General features: G+C 59.7%; 11 protein-coding genes and 1 pseudogene. 4 read left to right on the top strand and 8 right to left on the bottom strand.

The window, feature by feature from the left end:
- Positions 1-52: 52 nt before the first annotated feature.
- Positions 53-799, top strand: a complete 747-nt coding sequence (locus tag A0257_02755) for a carbonic anhydrase (protein ID AMR29601.1) — start codon at positions 53-55, stop codon at positions 797-799.
- 61 nt (positions 800-860) lie between these two features.
- On the opposite strand, the gene A0257_02750 is transcribed toward A0257_02755, so the two are convergent.
- The 4 genes from A0257_02750 to A0257_02735 all read right to left on the bottom strand — a co-directional run bounded on the left by A0257_02750 (position 861) and on the right by A0257_02735 (position 7,472).
- A complete protein-coding gene (locus A0257_02750) occupies positions 861-1,796 on the bottom strand; it encodes a hypothetical protein (GenBank protein ID AMR26116.1) in 936 nt (311 codons plus the stop codon).
- A gap of 69 nt (positions 1,797-1,865) precedes the next feature.
- The gene (locus A0257_02745) at positions 1,866-4,832 is read right to left on the bottom strand and encodes a DNA topoisomerase IV (GenBank protein ID AMR26115.1); all 2,967 of its coding nucleotides are present in this window, start codon (positions 4,830-4,832) and stop codon (positions 1,866-1,868) included.
- A gap of 221 nt (positions 4,833-5,053) precedes the next feature.
- On the bottom strand, positions 5,054-5,512 hold the full coding sequence (locus A0257_02740; GenBank protein AMR26114.1) for a hypothetical protein: 459 nt from the start codon (positions 5,510-5,512) through the stop codon (positions 5,054-5,056).
- 49 nt (positions 5,513-5,561) lie between these two features.
- A complete protein-coding gene (locus tag A0257_02735) occupies positions 5,562-7,472 on the bottom strand; it encodes a DNA topoisomerase IV (protein ID AMR26113.1) in 1,911 nt (636 codons plus the stop codon).
- Positions 7,473-7,789: 317 nt separating this feature from the next.
- Between A0257_02735 and A0257_02730 the strand changes: the two are divergent.
- A pseudogene (locus A0257_02730) lies at positions 7,790-8,890 on the top strand (AI-2E family transporter).
- Positions 8,891-9,088: 198 nt separating this feature from the next.
- On the top strand, positions 9,089-9,550 hold the full coding sequence (locus tag A0257_02725; protein AMR26112.1) for a hypothetical protein: 462 nt from the start codon (positions 9,089-9,091) through the stop codon (positions 9,548-9,550).
- A 215-nt stretch (positions 9,551-9,765) separates the two neighbouring features.
- On the opposite strand, the gene A0257_02720 is transcribed toward A0257_02725, so the two are convergent.
- Entirely contained in the window at positions 9,766-10,461 is a 696-nt protein-coding gene (locus tag A0257_02720) for a hypothetical protein (protein AMR26111.1), read from the bottom strand.
- Positions 10,462-10,781: 320 nt separating this feature from the next.
- Here A0257_02720 and A0257_02715 point away from each other — a divergent pair, with 320 nt between their 5' ends.
- Complete coding sequence (locus A0257_02715; GenBank protein AMR26110.1) at positions 10,782-12,260, top strand: DNA polymerase III subunit epsilon; 1,479 nt, start codon at positions 10,782-10,784, stop codon at positions 12,258-12,260.
- 2 nt (positions 12,261-12,262) lie between these two features.
- Here A0257_02715 and A0257_02710 read toward each other — a convergent pair whose 3' ends face one another.
- The 3 genes from A0257_02710 to A0257_02700 all read right to left on the bottom strand — a co-directional run bounded on the left by A0257_02710 (position 12,263) and on the right by A0257_02700 (position 16,269).
- Entirely contained in the window at positions 12,263-13,102 is an 840-nt protein-coding gene (locus tag A0257_02710; GenBank protein AMR26109.1) for a hypothetical protein, read from the bottom strand.
- Positions 13,103-13,216: 114 nt separating this feature from the next.
- Positions 13,217-14,608: an efflux transporter periplasmic adaptor subunit gene (locus tag A0257_02705; protein AMR26108.1), complete on the bottom strand. Its 1,392-nt coding sequence runs from the start codon at positions 14,606-14,608 to the stop codon at positions 13,217-13,219.
- A gap of 116 nt (positions 14,609-14,724) precedes the next feature.
- Positions 14,725-16,269, bottom strand: a complete 1,545-nt coding sequence (locus A0257_02700; GenBank protein AMR26107.1) for a hypothetical protein — start codon at positions 16,267-16,269, stop codon at positions 14,725-14,727.
- Positions 16,270-16,445 lie beyond the last annotated feature (176 nt).

Genomic DNA, 16,445 nt, shown 5'->3' with positions numbered 1-16,445 from the left:
TTTCCTCATGAATATGTCTTTCAACCAAGCAGCCGCCCCAGCTACCGGCGGCGTGCAGGATATTTTAGCCAACAACCGCAAGTGGGTGGCCGAGCGCAACGCCGAAGACCCCGATTTTTTCAAGCGCCTGACCAATGGCCAGCAGCCGCGCTACCTCTTCATAGGCTGCTCCGACTCGCGGGTGCCGGCCTCAGGCATCACGGGCACTGGGCCGGGCGAAATGTTCGTGCACCGCAACATTGCCAACCTGGTGGTGCACAGCGACATGAACCTACTCAGCGTGCTGCAATACGCCGTGGAAGTGCTGGGCGTGCGCGATATTCTGGTGGTGGGCCACTACGGTTGCGGGGGGGTAGCAGCCGCCGCGGCCAACAAGCAATATGGCCTGATTGACAACTGGTTGGTGAATATTCGCGACGTGGTGCGCCTGCACGAAACCGAGCTGCTGCGCATCCCGGACGAAACCCAGCGCCTGCGCCGCCTCGTGGAGCTCAACGTGATGGAGCAGGTGCGTAATCTGGCTAAAACCAATATTATCCAGAACGCGCTGCGCAGCGACGACCCGCCCCGCCTGCACGGCCTCGTGTATGACATCGCCGACGGGCGCCTTAAAGACCTGGAAGTGAGTGGCCAGACCGTTATCAATGACCTGGCGCACATCTACGGCACCCAGGCGACGCAGCTGGCAAACCCTACCCCCGCCCCGGCCAACGAGCCCAGCCCCAAGGAGATGGGCAGCCCCTACCAGGACACGCCGCCCAGCGACCAGGAATCCTCGGCTAAGCTGATAGCCGCTTAGAATCAGCCTGTTATGCTAATGAACAAGGCCCGGCTACTACAGTAGCCGGGCCTTGCTTTTTTTAATGGCCGGTGGCGCTCGTGACCGGCGTGACGGGCAGGCGCTCGTACCAGCGGGCGTGCAGGCGGTCGCGCCGGGCCACGGCCCGCAGCAGAGGGGGTAGCAATTGCTGACACAAGCGGTTCATGGTCAGGTCCTCGCTGGTGTAAGTAGGCAGCTTAATGGCTTGCTCAAGCACCCGAACGGCCCGGTAGCGCATTCCCTGATATTTGTATATCCGGGCCAGGTCGTAGCAATACTGAATACGGGTGGAGTCGAGCTGCCGGGCTTTTTCGAGGGCCGCGATGGCTTTTCTGGTAGAAGCGCCCTGTGGATAGCCGCCCAGCACGATGCGCGAAAACGTCTTTTCCAGCACGTTGTAGTGCGCCACGCGGTAGTGCCAGCGGCCCAGCAGCTGCCAGGCTTCGGGCAGGTCGGGCCGGCGCTCCACGGCCAGAAACACCGGCGTGCGCAACTCTTTAAAAATGCGCAGCCGGTCGCGGGCGCTTAGCAGCCCGGCCTCGCTGAAGAGGGCCAGCGCCAGGGCATAGTTGCTTTCGCCGCCCAGCGGGTGCACGGCCACGGCGCGGGTAGCGTAGTCGCGCGCCGCGCTGAAGTAGGCTTTTTTGCGGGTTTCGTCCGAGTAGCGGTTGCCGATGCTCACGCTGAGCACGGCCGCCCGCCACAGCCCAACATAATTGCGCGCATTAAGCTTGAGCGCCTCCTGATACTGGGCCAGCGCCTCCGAATCTTTGTACGTGGCTTGCAACGCGGCGGCCTGGCGCAGATGCTGGCGCAGGGCCACCGAGTCGGGCACCAGCGAGTTCTTGGCTGGAAGGCGATTGGTCAACTCTCCCGCTTCGAGCGGGGCCGGGGGCGAGGGCTGCGAAGTGGTAGTCCTTTTCTGCGCCGCGGCCACGCGCGGGCCACCCAGCCCCGCCAGGCCCAGCACCAGCATTCCTATTTTTACGCGAACCAACGGCATAGCTACTCCATAACGTCGCGGCTCCCGGCCACGTGCCGGCTCCTAGCCAGAAAACAGGCCCAGCTGCGCCTTGGGCCGCCGCAGCAGCGCCTGCGACTGGGCCACCTCTTCTTCGGTAACATCCACGGACATAGGTAGTTCGGGGGATTCGCTGGCCGCCTCGCTGCCCTCCTCGGGCTTGGCAGCGCCGCGGCGCTTGGCCTCGCGGCGGGCGGGCTCGGGGCCTTCGTCGGTGAGCAGGCTCAGGTTGTGGATTTTATAATAGTTGAGCTTATTACCCATCGCCTTCCAGCCCTTTACCTCAATAAACTGGTCGAGGCGCAGGGTTTCGGTTTCCTTGTTGGCCTTCTTGTCACGCTGGAGCTTTATCTCCACCACGGGCTCGGCAAAGCTGCTGGCGGCCAACAGCTTCGAGCCCTTGCTTTCGGATATGAAGCTAAAGCGCTTTTCCAACGTCGTGGTTTCGATGTGGAAACGCTTGACGTAGTGCAATTTGGTTTCGCCATCGACGTAGGCGGCGCTCACCACGGTATCGGGCTCCAGCTTGCGCAGCAGCACGATATTGGGCACGTCGAAGTGCGTGGCCGTGGAAGGCGGCGTCAATTCATACGAGCCGTCTTTGTACACCACCAGCACCAGGTGCTCGGTATCGAAGGTGCCCAGGTAGCGGCCGTGGTTGGTGTGGTTGAGCTTGCCCACCACACTGTCAAAAAAGACTTCCCTACCTCCCAGTGTGCTGTCACCCAGCGACTTCTGGATTATTTTCTTGATTGTCTGCTTGGTCACGATGTTCCCCATCGAGCCCTTACCCTTGATGGCCAACTCAGCAAAATCGAACTCAAACTGCTTGACCCGCGCCGGCGCTTTGTCCGAGAGCTGCACGGTCACGGTTTCGCTTTCCGAGTTGGGATTAGCCGTGAGATACAGCGTTTTAGTGCCCTTGGTGCCTTTGGTGAGGTCGTAAACTTTATCGCGCGTGATGCCCGTGACCAGAAAGCGCTTGGCGAAGCTGATGCCGCTGGCGCCGTCCACGTACACCATATTATACACCAGCCGGTCGTCGTTCTTGTTATAGACGCCCACTTGCAGAATATCCTTACCCACGAAGGTCTTTTCCGCAATTTTGGTTACCATAAACGTGCCGTCGCGCCGGATGGCGATGATGTCGTCGAGGTCCGAGCAGTCGGTTACGAATTCGTCTTTCTTCAGGCCGTAGCCCACGAAGCCGTCCTGGCGGTTCACGTAGAGCTTCTGGTTGGCTACCGCAACTTTCTGGGCCGTAACCACATCGAAGGTGCGGAGCTGGGTTTTGCGTTCGCGCCCTACCCCATACTTTTTGAGCAGGTTTTCAAAATACGCAATGGCGTAGCGCGTGCTATTGGCCAGGTTATCGGCTACTTCAAGCAGCTCCTCGTCGAGCTTCTGAATATATTCTTCGGCCTTGAACCCGTCGAATTTCGAGATGCGCTTAATGCGGATTTCGGTCAGGCGCGTGAGGTCGTCTTCGCTCACCGGGCGGCGAATTACCAGGCGTAAGTCGTTGGCCTTGAGCCGCTCCCCTTCCACGCGCACGAACTTCTTGAGGCCCGCGTCGATGGTTTCAAGAATCTGCTCCCAGGTTTCGCACTCCTCAATTTTGCGGTAGATGCGGTTTTCGATGAAAATCTTCTCCAGCGAGGCCGAATGCCACTTTTCCTGCAATTCCTGCTGCCTGATTTCAAGCTCGCGCTCCAGCAGGCGCACGGTTTTGCCGGTGCTCAGGCGCAGCATGTCCTCTACCCCCACAAAGCGCGGCTTGTCGTCGATGATGACGCAGGTGTTGGGCGAAATGGATATTTCGCAGTCGGTAAAGGCGTAGAGCGCGTCGATGGTGAGGTCGGGGCTGATGCCGGGCGGCAGCTGCACCTGAATCTCGACCAGCGCGGCGGTGTTGTCCACGACCTTCTTAATCTTGATTTTATTGGCTTCCGACGCCTTCACGATACTCTCCATGAGCGCCGTGGTGGTGGTGCCGTACGGGATGTCGCGGATGATGAGCAGCGTTTTATCGACCTTCTCAATTGTGGCCCGCAGCCGGATGCGCCCGCCGCGCTGCCCGCTCTGGTAGTTGCTAATGTCGGCCAGGCCGCCGGTCGGAAAATCGGGTTGCAGCTGAAATTCCCTACCCTTCAGCACGGCAATGCTGGCCTGGCACAGCTCGCAAAAGTTGTGCGGCATTATCTTGGTGCTCAGGCCCACAGCAATGCCCTCTACCCCCTGCGCCAGCAGCAGCGGGAACTTGACGGGCAGCGTCACGGGCTCGCGCTTGCGGCCGTCGTAGCTCATCTGCCAGTCGGTGATGTCGGGGTTGAACACCACTTCGAGGGCAAACTTGCTGAGGCGGGCCTCAATGTAGCGCGCGGCGGCGGCCGAGTCGCCGGTGCGCACGTCGCCCCAATTGCCCTGGTGGTCGATGAGCAGGTCCTTCTGGCCCAGGTTCACGATGGCGTCGCCGATGCTGGCGTCGCCGTGCGGGTGATACTGCATGGTCTGGCCGATGATATTGGCTACCTTGTTCAGGCGGCCATCGTCCATCTCGTTCATCGCGTGCAGGATGCGCCGCTGCACGGGCTTCAACCCATCCTCCACGGCGGGCACGGCGCGCTCCAGAATCACGTAGCTAGCATAGTCCAGAAACCAGTTCTGGTACATGCCCCGCACGTTATTTACGTCGTGGATGACCTCACCGGGAGCAAATTTGGGCTCCTCCTCCGCGACGACCTCTGCGGGCGAGTCGGGCTCCGCTTCGGTCATAAACTGTTCGCTTTCCACTTCATCGGCCTCTTCATCACCAAACAGCGTGTGGACTACGGCCTGGGCCGCGTCGTCGGCCACTTCGGGCGCTGGCGTTTCGGCCGTTGCATCGGGGGCCGCGCTGGCCGACCCGTGCAGGTCAAAATCCAGCGAATCGCCCGGCTGGAGGTAGTCGGGCTCAGAAGCGTCGGAAGCAGAAGGAGTAGAAGTGGCCACTAGAAAAAACGTAAAATCGGCAAGCTGCCGTCAAAAGTACCGTAAAAAAGGGGGCAACGCACCAGTTAAATTAATACTGATACCAGTCGCAAAGTTCCCAAAAATATTAGTCACACGCCAGGTTACGGTTACTAACCAGAGTGGCAATTCTTAATGAGCCCACCTAAAAGACTCTACCCCACTACCAGCCAGAAACAAAGCCGCGCGCGCCACGAGGGTAGCTAGCGGGTTTCTTCGAGGTCAGCATCGGGGGAGGTGTACTGCACGTAGTCGAGCAGCTTATCGAGCAGCGGGCTGGGTAGGTTGGGCAGCAGGGGTAGCAGAAACGTGGCGTCGGCCGTGTCCAGGTGGCCCGTCAGCTCAGTCAGCGCTTCCGGGGTAGTGGGCCGAAAACCCATGTACCAGTCGTTGAAGCGCCGCCGGTCAAGCACGCCCGCCGCCAGCAGCTGCATTCGATGGTGGCGGGGGTCATGGGTAATATGTTCGAAGTACAACTGGTGGATTGCTTCCATCGGCCCCTCCAGCACTTGCAGAAAGCGACCGTCTGCTGCATACAACAACATGCCAGTCAACTGATTGGCCTGGTTATAAACGCGCGCCTTTTGCAGAAGCAGTGTCAGGTCAGCTTCCGTTAAAGGCTGGGTTGCCTGGCTTTCGTAAATAATGTGGTGGAGTAGCATGCGACAAAGTACGGTGGGCTTAAAGGCAGTGTTTCAATGCGATAGCCTACTACACCAGCGCAATTTCGGCCACCGGCAGCACGTCGCTCGTCACTAAGTCTTTTTCAAGACGCAGATTATCAATGATAAACTCCTGGCGGGCGGGCGTGTTCTTGCCCATGTAGTAGGCCAGCACCTGCTGCACCGAGCGGTCAGATTGCAGAATAACCGGCTCCAGCTTGATGTTTTCGCCGATAAACTTGCCAAACTCGTCGGGTGAGATTTCGCCCAAGCCCTTAAAGCGCGTCACCTCGGGGTTGCGGCCCAGCCGGCGCATGGCGTCCTGCTTTTCGCTCTCGTTGTAGCAGTAGATGGTGTCCTTTTTGTTGCGCACCCGGAACAGCGGCGTTTCCAGAATAAAGACGTGGCCGTTGCGCACGAGGTCGGGGAAGAACTGGAGGAAGAACGTGAGCAGCAGCAGCCGGATGTGCATGCCATCGACGTCGGCATCGGTGGCGATTACCACGCGGTTGTAGCGCAGGCCTTCGAGCCCTTCCTCAATGTTGAGCGCGTGCTGCAACAGGTTGAATTCCTCGTTCTCATACACGATTTTCTTCTTGAGCCCGAAGCAGTTAAGGGGTTTGCCGCGCAGGCTGAACACGGCTTCCAGCTCCACGTTGCGGCTCTTGGTGATGCTGCCGCTGGCCGAGTCGCCTTCGGTGATGAAGAGGGTAGTAAGCGGCTCTTTTTCGGCGCCGTCCTTGGCATTTTCGCCCAGGTGAAAGCGGCAGTCGCGCAGCTTGCGGTTGTGGAGGTTGGCTTTTTTGGCGCGCTGGTTGGCCAGCTTTTTCACGCCGGCCATGTCCTTGCGTTCGCGCTCGCTCTGCTTTATCCGGCTCTCAAGCTTCTCCCGAGCCTCCGGATTTTTGTGCAGGAAATTGTCCAGGTGCTCCTTCACGAAGTCCAAAATGAAGCCGCGCACCGTGGGGCTCTCCGGCCCCATGTTGATGCTGCCGAGCTTGGTCTTGGTCTGGCTCTCGAACACCGGCTCCTGCACCCGCACCGAAATGGCGCCGATGACGGACGCTCGAATGTCCGCCGCGTCATAGTCCTTGCCGTAGTGCTCGCGTACGGTCTTCACCAACGCTTCGCGAAACGCGGCTAAGTGCGTGCCACCCTGCGTAGTATACTGGCCATTGACAAACGAGTAGTACTCCTCGCCGTAGTCGTTGCCGTGGGTCAGGGCCATCTCAATATCCTCCCCCTTCAGGTGAATGATATCGTAGCGGCGGCTGTCCTTGTCCGTTTTGTCGCTGAGCAGGTCGAGCAGGCCGTACTCCGACATGTATTTCTGGCCATTGAAGTTGATGGTCAGGCCCGCGTTGAGGTAGCAGTAGTAGCGAATCTGATTTTCGAGATACTCCGGAATAAAGCGGTAGTTCTTGAAAATCGTCTCGTCGGGCTGGAAAGTGATGAGCGTGCCGTTGCGTTGGCTGGTTTTCTGGGGACTCGGGTCGCTCACGAGCTGGCCCTGCGAAAACTCGGCTGCCTTGAGCTGGCCGTCGCGCACGCTTTGCACCAGAAAATAGCTACTGAGCGCGTTCACGGCCTTGGTCCCTACCCCATTCAAACCCACCGACTTCTGGAAAACCTTGCTGTCGTACTTGCCGCCGGTGTTGATTTTACTCACCACATCCACGACCTTGCCCAGCGGAATGCCGCGGCCGTAGTCGCGCACCTGCACCTTGCTCTCCGATATTTTTATCTCCACGGTGCGGCCGTAGCCCATCACGTGCTCGTCGATGCAGTTATCGACTACCTCCTTCACCAGCACGTAGATACCGTCATCATAGCTGGAGCCGTCGCCGAGCTTGCCAATGTACATGCCGGGGCGCAGGCGAATGTGCTCGTCCCAGCGCAGGGTGCGGATACTGTCTTCGTCGTAAGCGTGGGTGGGGGTAGGGGGTAGGGAATCACTCATGGGGCAGAAAGCAGAAAAAGGCGCGTTGGCCAGGTAAAATAACGGCAGAAATAGCAGTTAAGTACTACCCGGCTTGCCAGCCGACTTAGTTTTTTCGGCCAATGTACTTAGCTAACAGCGGTCAGCCCTACCAGGTTCGCCGGGTTGGGTTCAACGCGGCGGTCTGCTTTGCGTAAGCGCCCTACTACCTCCTTCATTGGGACTCCATCCAGCACCTTATATTCGAAATGCTACCTCCTGCCAATCAGTTTAATACGCCCCGCCACGTTCCCTCGCCGACCACCAATCACGCTCCGGCGCAGGTCAAGCAGTCGCCGGTGGTGCACTACACTTTTTTGCTTATCGGGCTGTCGCTGCTGGTGTTCGTGCTGCACAAGCTCGACGACCTGCTGCTACCCCTGCTCTACGCCATCCTGCTGTCGCTGCTGCTGATGCCGCTCGTAGCCAAGCTCGAAGCTTGGAAATGGCCTCGGGCACTGGCCATCGCCACGGCCATTATTCTGGTCATTGCCAGTCTGGCGCTGCTTATCTACTTGTTTGGCTCGCAGATAATTGGCCTCCGCAACGAGATTCCACTCATCCAGACCAAGCTGGTGGCATACTTCGACCAGGTGCAGCAGCAATTGAGTCATCGCTTTGGCTTTCAACCAATTAGTCACGAAGACATTATTACTTCTTCGCTCGACACGGCCCGCAAGGACGCCAGCAAATATCTGGGCTCCACGCTCAGCACCACGATTGGCATCCTCAGTACCCTGACGCTGGTGCCAATCTATATCTTCTGCTTTCTGTATTACCGCGACCACCTGCGCCAGTTCATGTTTCGCTTCGTGGAGCCTGATAAGCGCACGACGGTGCTGCATACCGTTGATAATATTCAAAGCGTAGTGCAGGGCTATATGACGGGTCTGTTCACGGTTATCGTGCTGGTCGCTATTATGAATGCGGTGGGGCTGCTGCTGCTGGGCGTAAAATACGCCATTTTCTTCGCCGTTTTCGCGTCGGTGCTGGCCGTCGTTCCCTACGTGGGTATCACGGTGGGCTCGATTATTCCGGCCCTGATTACGTTCGTGGAAACCGGTTCGCCGGGCCACGCCGTGGCCGTAATCGGGGTGTTTATGGGCGTGCAGGTAATTTCGGATAATATTCTCTCGCCCATGATTACGGCTTCCAAGGTGAGTCTTAATCCGCTCACGGCCATTCTCGCCCTCATCCTGGGCGGTGAGCTATGGGGCACGCCGGGCATGATTCTGAGCGTGCCCATCTCGGCCGTTATAAAGGTGGTGCTCGATGCCAACAAGGGAACCGAGGCCTGGGGTTTCCTGCTCGGCGATGTGGGCGATGGCGAGGCCACGACCAAGGACCCGACCGACAACCGCAACTTCGTGACCAAGCTGCTTGACCGGCTGCGCGGCAAGCGCCCGCCACTGGCCCCCGAGCCGCAGCTACCCACGATGTCGGCCACGCGCCGGGCCCAGGGCAAGCAGGCCAACGTGTAAAATTTGGCTGAATTCCGCCTTTCTTTAGCCTTCCGGTAGTATTTGCCCGTATAGCTTTCCACCTACAGCACCCTGTTGGCAGCTGTTTTTCATTCCTACTCAAATTCCACAAAAATCATGGCTAACGAAACCATTGCCCGCGCGCTTACAGACATTCTCAACCTCAACCGCACATCGGTGAAAGGCTATCAGGAGGCGGCCGAAGAAGTAAAAAGCGCCGATTTGAAAGCCAAGCTCAGCCAGTTTTCGCAGCAGCGCGCCGGCTTCGTATCGGACCTCGAAGGCTTTGCCAAGCAGTATAATATTGATGCGCACGACACCAACACGGCCGAAAGCGTAGTAACCGACGCTGCCGCCGCCGTGCACCGCGGCTGGATTAATATTAAGTCAGCCATCACCGGCCAGGATGACTCGGCGGTACTTGCAGCGGCCGAAACCGGCGAGGCCACGGCCTTAAAAGCGTACGAAACCGCGCTATCATCTTCGGATATTCCGGCCGGGGCCAAGTCCGTATTCCAGCAGCAGCACGACGCTATCCTGCAAGCCAAAAACTGGCTGGAAATGAATAAGAACAAGTAAGTCGACGGTTTTGACTTTAGGTTAACTTCCAAAACGCCTGCCTTATGGCAGGCGTTTTTGCGTTTGCCAAGTACCCAGACGCGGGTTAGGTGCTGGACTAAGCCACCAGCTTGGGCAATAGGCGGGTAGGAATGGTCGCTTCCTGTCTTTTTGCCTACCCCACTTCCTTACCTGAAGCTTTTTTCAGAGAAGAGAGATTGGGAGTCGAGAACTTATTAAATTATATCGCTTGCCTCCGGGTAGGGGGTCGGCGTGTAGAGAGCATCAGGAATGTCCACCTCGAAGTCGCGCGCCAGCAGGTAGCTCTCGTCGTTAATAAATAATATCACGGGACGGGGCTGCTCCTGCGGCTCCCGGCGCACCTCATAGGGTAGCTGCTGCTCATCCAGTATCGTCCGCAATAGGTGAAACGGCGTGTAGGGCAGGCGTAAGGTGTAGTTAGGATTGCGCTGGAGCGCCGTTTGATTAGGGATATAATGGTACGCTTCAAGAGGCGAAAAAGTGTCGCCCAAGTCCGCTCGCATTCGGGTATTTAGCGCGGCCCATGCCGTCTCCTCGATGCCCTGTGGAAACGCGATTTGCCCGTCCTGCTCATACGCCCACTGGCGGTTGTCGTCGGCGTCCACGTCGAAACAAAATTCCGAAATACCAGTGCAGGCATCCGGCGTGAGCCGAAATTCTAGCAGGTGCCGGGGGCGCACAATCACGTCCATTTGCCAGTTCCGCGTAAAAATATACTGGCGCGTTCCGCTGGCGTCCAGAATGGAAAACCCCAGTTCGCGTTTATGATACAGCCGGCAAGTCAGGCGGTAAAAATTGTCTTCCCCCGGCTGCTGCAACGAATACGAGTGAAAATCCACCTCCTGAAAGGGCGTATCTATTCGGAGTTGGCTGTAGGGAAACGTGGCCATAACGCGGTTTAGGAAGGAGTGAGCTGGACTAAAATCCGAAAGACTTCCCTGGAGCGAGCGAAATTAGCGGTGCAACTCACCGGTCTTCTTTCTCCCTTGGAAATCCTTTCCTAAAGATATTATCACAACTTGTTTGTTCCCGCCCTGGCCGTTTCACTCTAGCGGCCGACGGGGTGGTGGTCCCAGTCGAGGAAGTAGAATATGGCCCGTTTGCTAGGGAGCGACGGGCCGGGCCGCGAGCAGGGCCGCCGGGGGCGGCGCAACCTTTCGGCGGGCTAACTTTGTTAGCCCGCCATTAGCCTCGCTCCTACCCCCCCGCTTTGTACGCTATCATTGACTTAGAAACTACCGGCGGCCAGCCGGCCAACGACCGCATCACGGAGCTGGCCATTTTTGTGCACGATGGCCAGCGGGTGGTCGATTCCTACACCACGCTGGTGAACCCCGGCCGGGCCATTCCGCCCTTCATCACCCAGCTCACGGGCATCACCAACGACATGGTGGCCGGTGCGCCGCGTTTCCACGAAGTGGCCCGCAAGGTGGTGGAGATGACCGAGGGCTGCGTATTCGTGGCGCACAACGTGCGGTTTGACTACTCCTTTCTCAAGAAGGAATTTGCCGACCTGGGCTACAACTACTCGCGCAAAACGCTGTGCACCGTGCGCCTCAGCCGCTCCCTGATACCGGGCCAGCCGAGCTATAGCCTGGGCAAGCTGTGCCAGAATATCGGCATTTCGCTGGAGGGCCGGCACCGCGCCGCCGGCGACGCCGAGGCCACCGCCGTGCTCTTCGACCGCCTGCTCAAAATAACGCAGGCCAGCGACGCCGCCGAGGCCAATGCCGCCGACGCCCTGGCCCGGGTGGATGCCCTGGCCCCCGCCGGCCGCAGCGCCACCGCCGAAAAAAAGCCCAGTCCGCGCCGCGTGGCGGCAATGACGCAGGCCATCAAGACGGCCCTCCTACCCCCCCTCATCACGCCCGAGCTGGTGGCCTCCCTACCCCAGGAAACGGGCGTGTACTACTTCCACAACGAGGCGGGCGAGGTGATTTACGTGGGCAAAAGCATCAACATCTACAAGCGCATTCAGCAGCACTTCGCGGTGGATGTGAAGTCGCGTAAGAGCCTGGATTTCAAGAATTCCATTGCTGATATTACCTATGAGCTGACCGGCTCGGAGCTGGTGGCGCTGCTCTACGAGTCGCACCTCATCAAGCAGCTCAAGCCGGCGTATAACCGGGCGCAGCGGCGCAGCGTGTTTCCGGCGGGCATTTACCTCAAAACCGACGAAAACGGCTACAAGTGCCTCTACTATGGCCGCGCCGACGCCCGCAACTCGGAGATTCCCATTATCGCGCTTGGCAACCAGTACAAGGCGCAAGGCTTTCTCTATCATAAGGTTGCGAAGTATAACCTGTGCCAGAAGCTGTGCGGGCTGTATAAAACGACGGGCGCGTGCTTCGACTACCAGGTGCACCGCTGCCAGGGCGCGTGCGTGGGCCAGGAGCCGCCCGAGAGCTACAACCAGCGCGTGGACGAGGCCATCGACAGCATCACTTACGAGCACGAGTCGTTCGTGATTATCGGCATCGGCCGGCAAGCCCAGGAGAAGTCGCTGGTCGTGATTGAAAACGGCCGCTACGTGGGCTTCGGCTACGTGGATGAGACGTTTTCGGCGCGCAAGCTGGCCGATTTTCGGGAGGCCGTGAAGCCGTATGCCGATAACAAGGACGTGCAGCAGATTATCCGGCAGTACGTGCGCACCAAGCGCAAGGGCGAGCAGGTGAAGATTTTCGGGTAAACTTACTTCGCCCGCCAACTCACGTACATCCCTACCCCCCCACCGGGCAGCAATGTGGGGCTGACCTGCCACTCAGCCTTGGTCGGCTTGGGCAGCGCTAGCCCTACCCCCGGCCGGTCGGCCGGATGGCGGCCCCAGCGGTGGCGGTGCGAGAGGTAGGCCAGGTGCGCCGACAGGATGCCGAAGCCCGCGCCGGCAAACACGTCCGATTCCCAGTGCTTGTTGTTGAGCATCCGCAATGCGCCCACGGTGGTGGCCACGGCGTAGGCCCCCACGCCGTACCACTGGCTTTTGTCGCGCAGCTCGGTGTGCACGATGCTGGCCGCCAGAAACGCCTGCGCCGTGTGGCCCGACGGAAACGAGCGGTAGTCGGAGCCATCGGGCCGCAGGTGATTGGTCGCGCGCTTGGTGATTTCGACCGTGCCCAGCATGAGCGCCTCCGACTTGACCAGGATGAGCGCCAGGTTCACGCGGTCGTTGCGGCCCTCCACGCCGAAGGCCAGCACCGCGCCCAGCTCCAGGTAGGGCGCCCACTGCCCGTAGTCGTCGAGGTGGCTGCGGAAGTTGGGGAAGTTGCGCTGCAAGTCGGCCTGCGCCTGGCGCGAAGAATAAAACCCGTGGTCGTCATACACACTAATGCCGTAGCCGATGAGCAGCGCCGGCACGAGGCTGGCCCGCACCAGCTTGCCCCGGTACCAGGGGCTGGACGCCGCGCCGGGCAGCGTCTGGTATTTGTGCAGCGTGGTATCGGCGGGCGTGGCGGCCGGCGCGGGGGGTAGGGCCTGCGCCTGGGCCACGCGGCCCAACAGGCTTATTATCAGCACCAGATAGCAGTGGCGCAACGGCCGCCCGCCGGGCCACCGAAGGGTAGAAACAGACATAGACCACAAAGAAAAGAGCGGGCCAGTTTATGCTAGCCCGCTCTTACGCAAAACGGAGGGGGTAGGGCGCGCCGCCTACTTGCCATTATCGGCCAGAGCGTCTTTGCTGAGGCTGGCGGCGTCTTTCACGAGCACGGCAGTGCCGTCTTTCAGCGTCTTCGACACGGCCCGGAATGGCCCGCTCACCACCTGCGTGCCCGCCGTGAGGCCACTCAGAATCTCGATGTTCTGGAAATCGCTGATGCCCGTTTTCACGGGCGTCAGCACGGCTTTGCCATCTTTTATTACGAATACCACCTCCTCAATCTTCGCCTTGGGCGCGGCCCCGCTTTGGTCCACTACCTGGGCGCGGGCGTCGGCGCCTTCTACCTTCTGCGCGTCTTTGCGCACGGCGGCCGAGTCGGAGCGCGTGGTTACGGCGGCCAGGGGCACGCTCAGCACGTTGCTTTTGCGCTCCGCAATGATATCGACCGAGGCCGTCATGCCCGGCCGGAAGGGCACGGTGGAGTGGCCGTTGGGGCCGGTTTTTACGAGGTGCTGGTAGCTGGCGGGCAGCAGGCGCACGCGCACCTCAAACTCGGTCACGGCCTCGGCGGTGAGCGCGTCCTTGGCCGTGTTGGCAATGGCCGTCACGATGCCCTTAAACTTCTCATTCTGCGTGGTATAGGAATCCACTTCCACGTCGGCCGAATCGCCGAGCTGCACCCGGATGATGTCGTTCTCATTCACGCTCACCCGCACCTCCATGTTGTTGAGGTTGGCAATGCGCATAATTTCGGTGCCCGCCATCTGGGTGGTGCCCACCACGCGCTCACCTTTTTTCACGTTGAGCTTGCTCACGGTGCCGCTCACGGGCGCGTAGATGGTGGTTTTGTTGAGGTTTTTCTGGGCTTCCTGCAAGCCGGCCTGGGCGCTGCGCACGGTGCTCTGGGCGGCCGTTATCTGCGCCCGAATGGCCTTTAACTGCTCCTGTGAGGCATTATACGCGGCCTGCGCCGCCTCGTAGTCCGACTGCGAAATGACTTTTTGCTTATACAGCGAAGCCTGGCGACGGTAGGTGAGCTCGGTTTGCTTGGCGTTGGCGGCTTGCTGCTCCAGTTGGGCCTGGGCCTGGCCCACGTTGGCGCGCTGGGTGCCCACGGCGGCGCTTTGCTGGCTCACCATCGCCACGTAGTTGTCGGGCCGAATGCGCAGCAGCAGCTGGCCTTTCTTCACCGAGTCGCCCTCATGCACGTACAGCTCCGTGATTTCGCCCGACACGTCGGGCGAGATTTTCACTTCGGTTTCGGGCTGCACTTTGCCCGAGGCGCTCACTTTCTCCACAATGGTAGCCGGTCCGGCCACGGCCATCGTCACCTCGGCTCCCGTGGGCTTGCCAACCCAGCCCATTTTTTTGGCCAGCGCGAAGCCCCCGATGAGCACGATTACCACGGCGGCCAGAATGTACAGTATGCGGTTATTTTTCATATAAAAAAAGAGTCAAAAATCGGTTGTCATTGCGAGCAACGCGAAGCAATGACAACCGCACGACTTGCTTTGGGGCGATTGCTTCGCGTTGCTCGCAATGACAACCGATTTTTGAGTTACAGCCCCAGCGGAATGCCCTGATAAAAATCGAGCACCTTGCGCCGGAAGATAAAGGTGTATTTGGCTTGCAGCTGATTAGAGACGGCAAAGTTGAGGTTATTTTGGGCAATGTTAAACTCGGTGCCGCTGAGCAGGCCGTTATTGAAGCGGATTTCCGAGTTGCGCTGCGTGAGCGTGAGGGCCGATACCTGGCGCGTGGCAGCTGCATATTGCAACTGCGCGGCGCGGGCGTCGGCATATGCCTGCTCAATGCCCTGGCGCAGCGTGAGGCGGGCCTGCTCGGCGCGCACCCCGACGACCTGCTCGTTGATAAGGGCGCGCTGCACGCCCGTGCGCACCTGCAAGCCATTGAGAATCGGAATCGACAGGCCAAACTGGATGGCTTTGCCGTAGTTGTTGCTCAGCTGGTCAACAAAGCGCGCTGGCAGCACCTCATAGTTAGGCTGCCGGCCGGTCGTAACTACGTAGCTGGTAGGCACGATGGCCCCGCTCGACGCGCGCTGCAACACCGGCACGTACTGGGCGGCCGTGGAGTCGCCGGTGAAGATGCGCGACGATTGCGACGACGAATACAGCGTGGAGAGCGAGCCGTTGAGAAACAAACGGGGGTAGTAGCTGCCGCGGGCGATGTCCACGCTGCGGCGGGCGCTCTGCACGCGCAGGTCGGCGGCCTGGATTTCGGGTCTCGTGCCGGTGGCCTGCTGATACACCGCGTTCAGGTCCAGCGTATAGGGCGCTTCCTGGTCAGGGTCGGGCAGCGCGGGTACCTCAATCTCGAAATCCCGAGCCGTGGCCGGGTCGATGTTGAGCAGTTGCAGCAGCGCCAGGCGAGCCAGATTGGCCTGGTTCTGCGACGTCACCACGTTCAGCTCGTTGGTAGCGAGCTGCGACTGATTATCGAGTAGTGTACTCTCCGGAATACTACCGGCCTTGAGCAGCAGCTTCGAGCGCGCAATCTGGGCCTGAGAATTATCTACGTATAGCTGGTTGGCGCGCACCAACTCCTGCGCCAGCACCAATTGCAGAAACTGCGAAGCCACGTTGAGACTCAGGTCATTGCGGGCTTTTTCAATATCCTGCACGCTGGCATCGTAGTCGAGCGTGTTGCGCCGGATAGTATTTCGCAGGATAAAGCCTTGAAAAATAATTAATTGACCCTGACCGGAAAAGTTATTGGAGCGCGTCGTCGCGTTCTGAAACTGCGACGTTACCGGGTTCACGTAGGTACCGAAGTTCCAGCCCTGGGTGGCATTCAGGTTGATGGTAGGCAGCAGCGCGGCCTTGCTCTGGCGCAGTATCTGGGCATTGCCCTGGGCCGTGAGGCGGTTAAGGCGCACGTCCAGGTTGTGGTCCAGGGCGTAGTCCACGGTGCGCCGGAGCGTCCAGGTTCCGGTAGCAGCGGCCGCCGGCGAATTGAGCGCCGCGGCGGGCGGTGAGGCCGGGCGCGCGTCTTGCTGGGTTTGGGCCGCCAGTGGCCCGGCGGCCAGCAGGCTCGCCAGCCCCAGGGTGGCGCGTAGCAGGCGGGTACTTGGTGCAGTCATAGAAAGGAAGAGCTAACGTATTTACAAACAAAGACCCGACACTGCGAAAACGCAACGGGCCAGCAAATATTTTTGCCGGCCGGGCAGCCGCTGCGGGGGGGGTAGTATCGGCGGCGAATGCAGCTCATTACCAGGCTTCACCGGTTTTTCACCTCTATCAGCCGGCGAAAATAGGG

It is taken from the genome of Hymenobacter psoromatis (genome assembly GCA_001596155.1).
GTDB lineage: Bacteria > Bacteroidota > Bacteroidia > Cytophagales > Hymenobacteraceae > Hymenobacter.
Note: the sequence above shows the minus strand (reverse complement) of the source record. Positions and strands in the feature narration are given on the sequence as shown.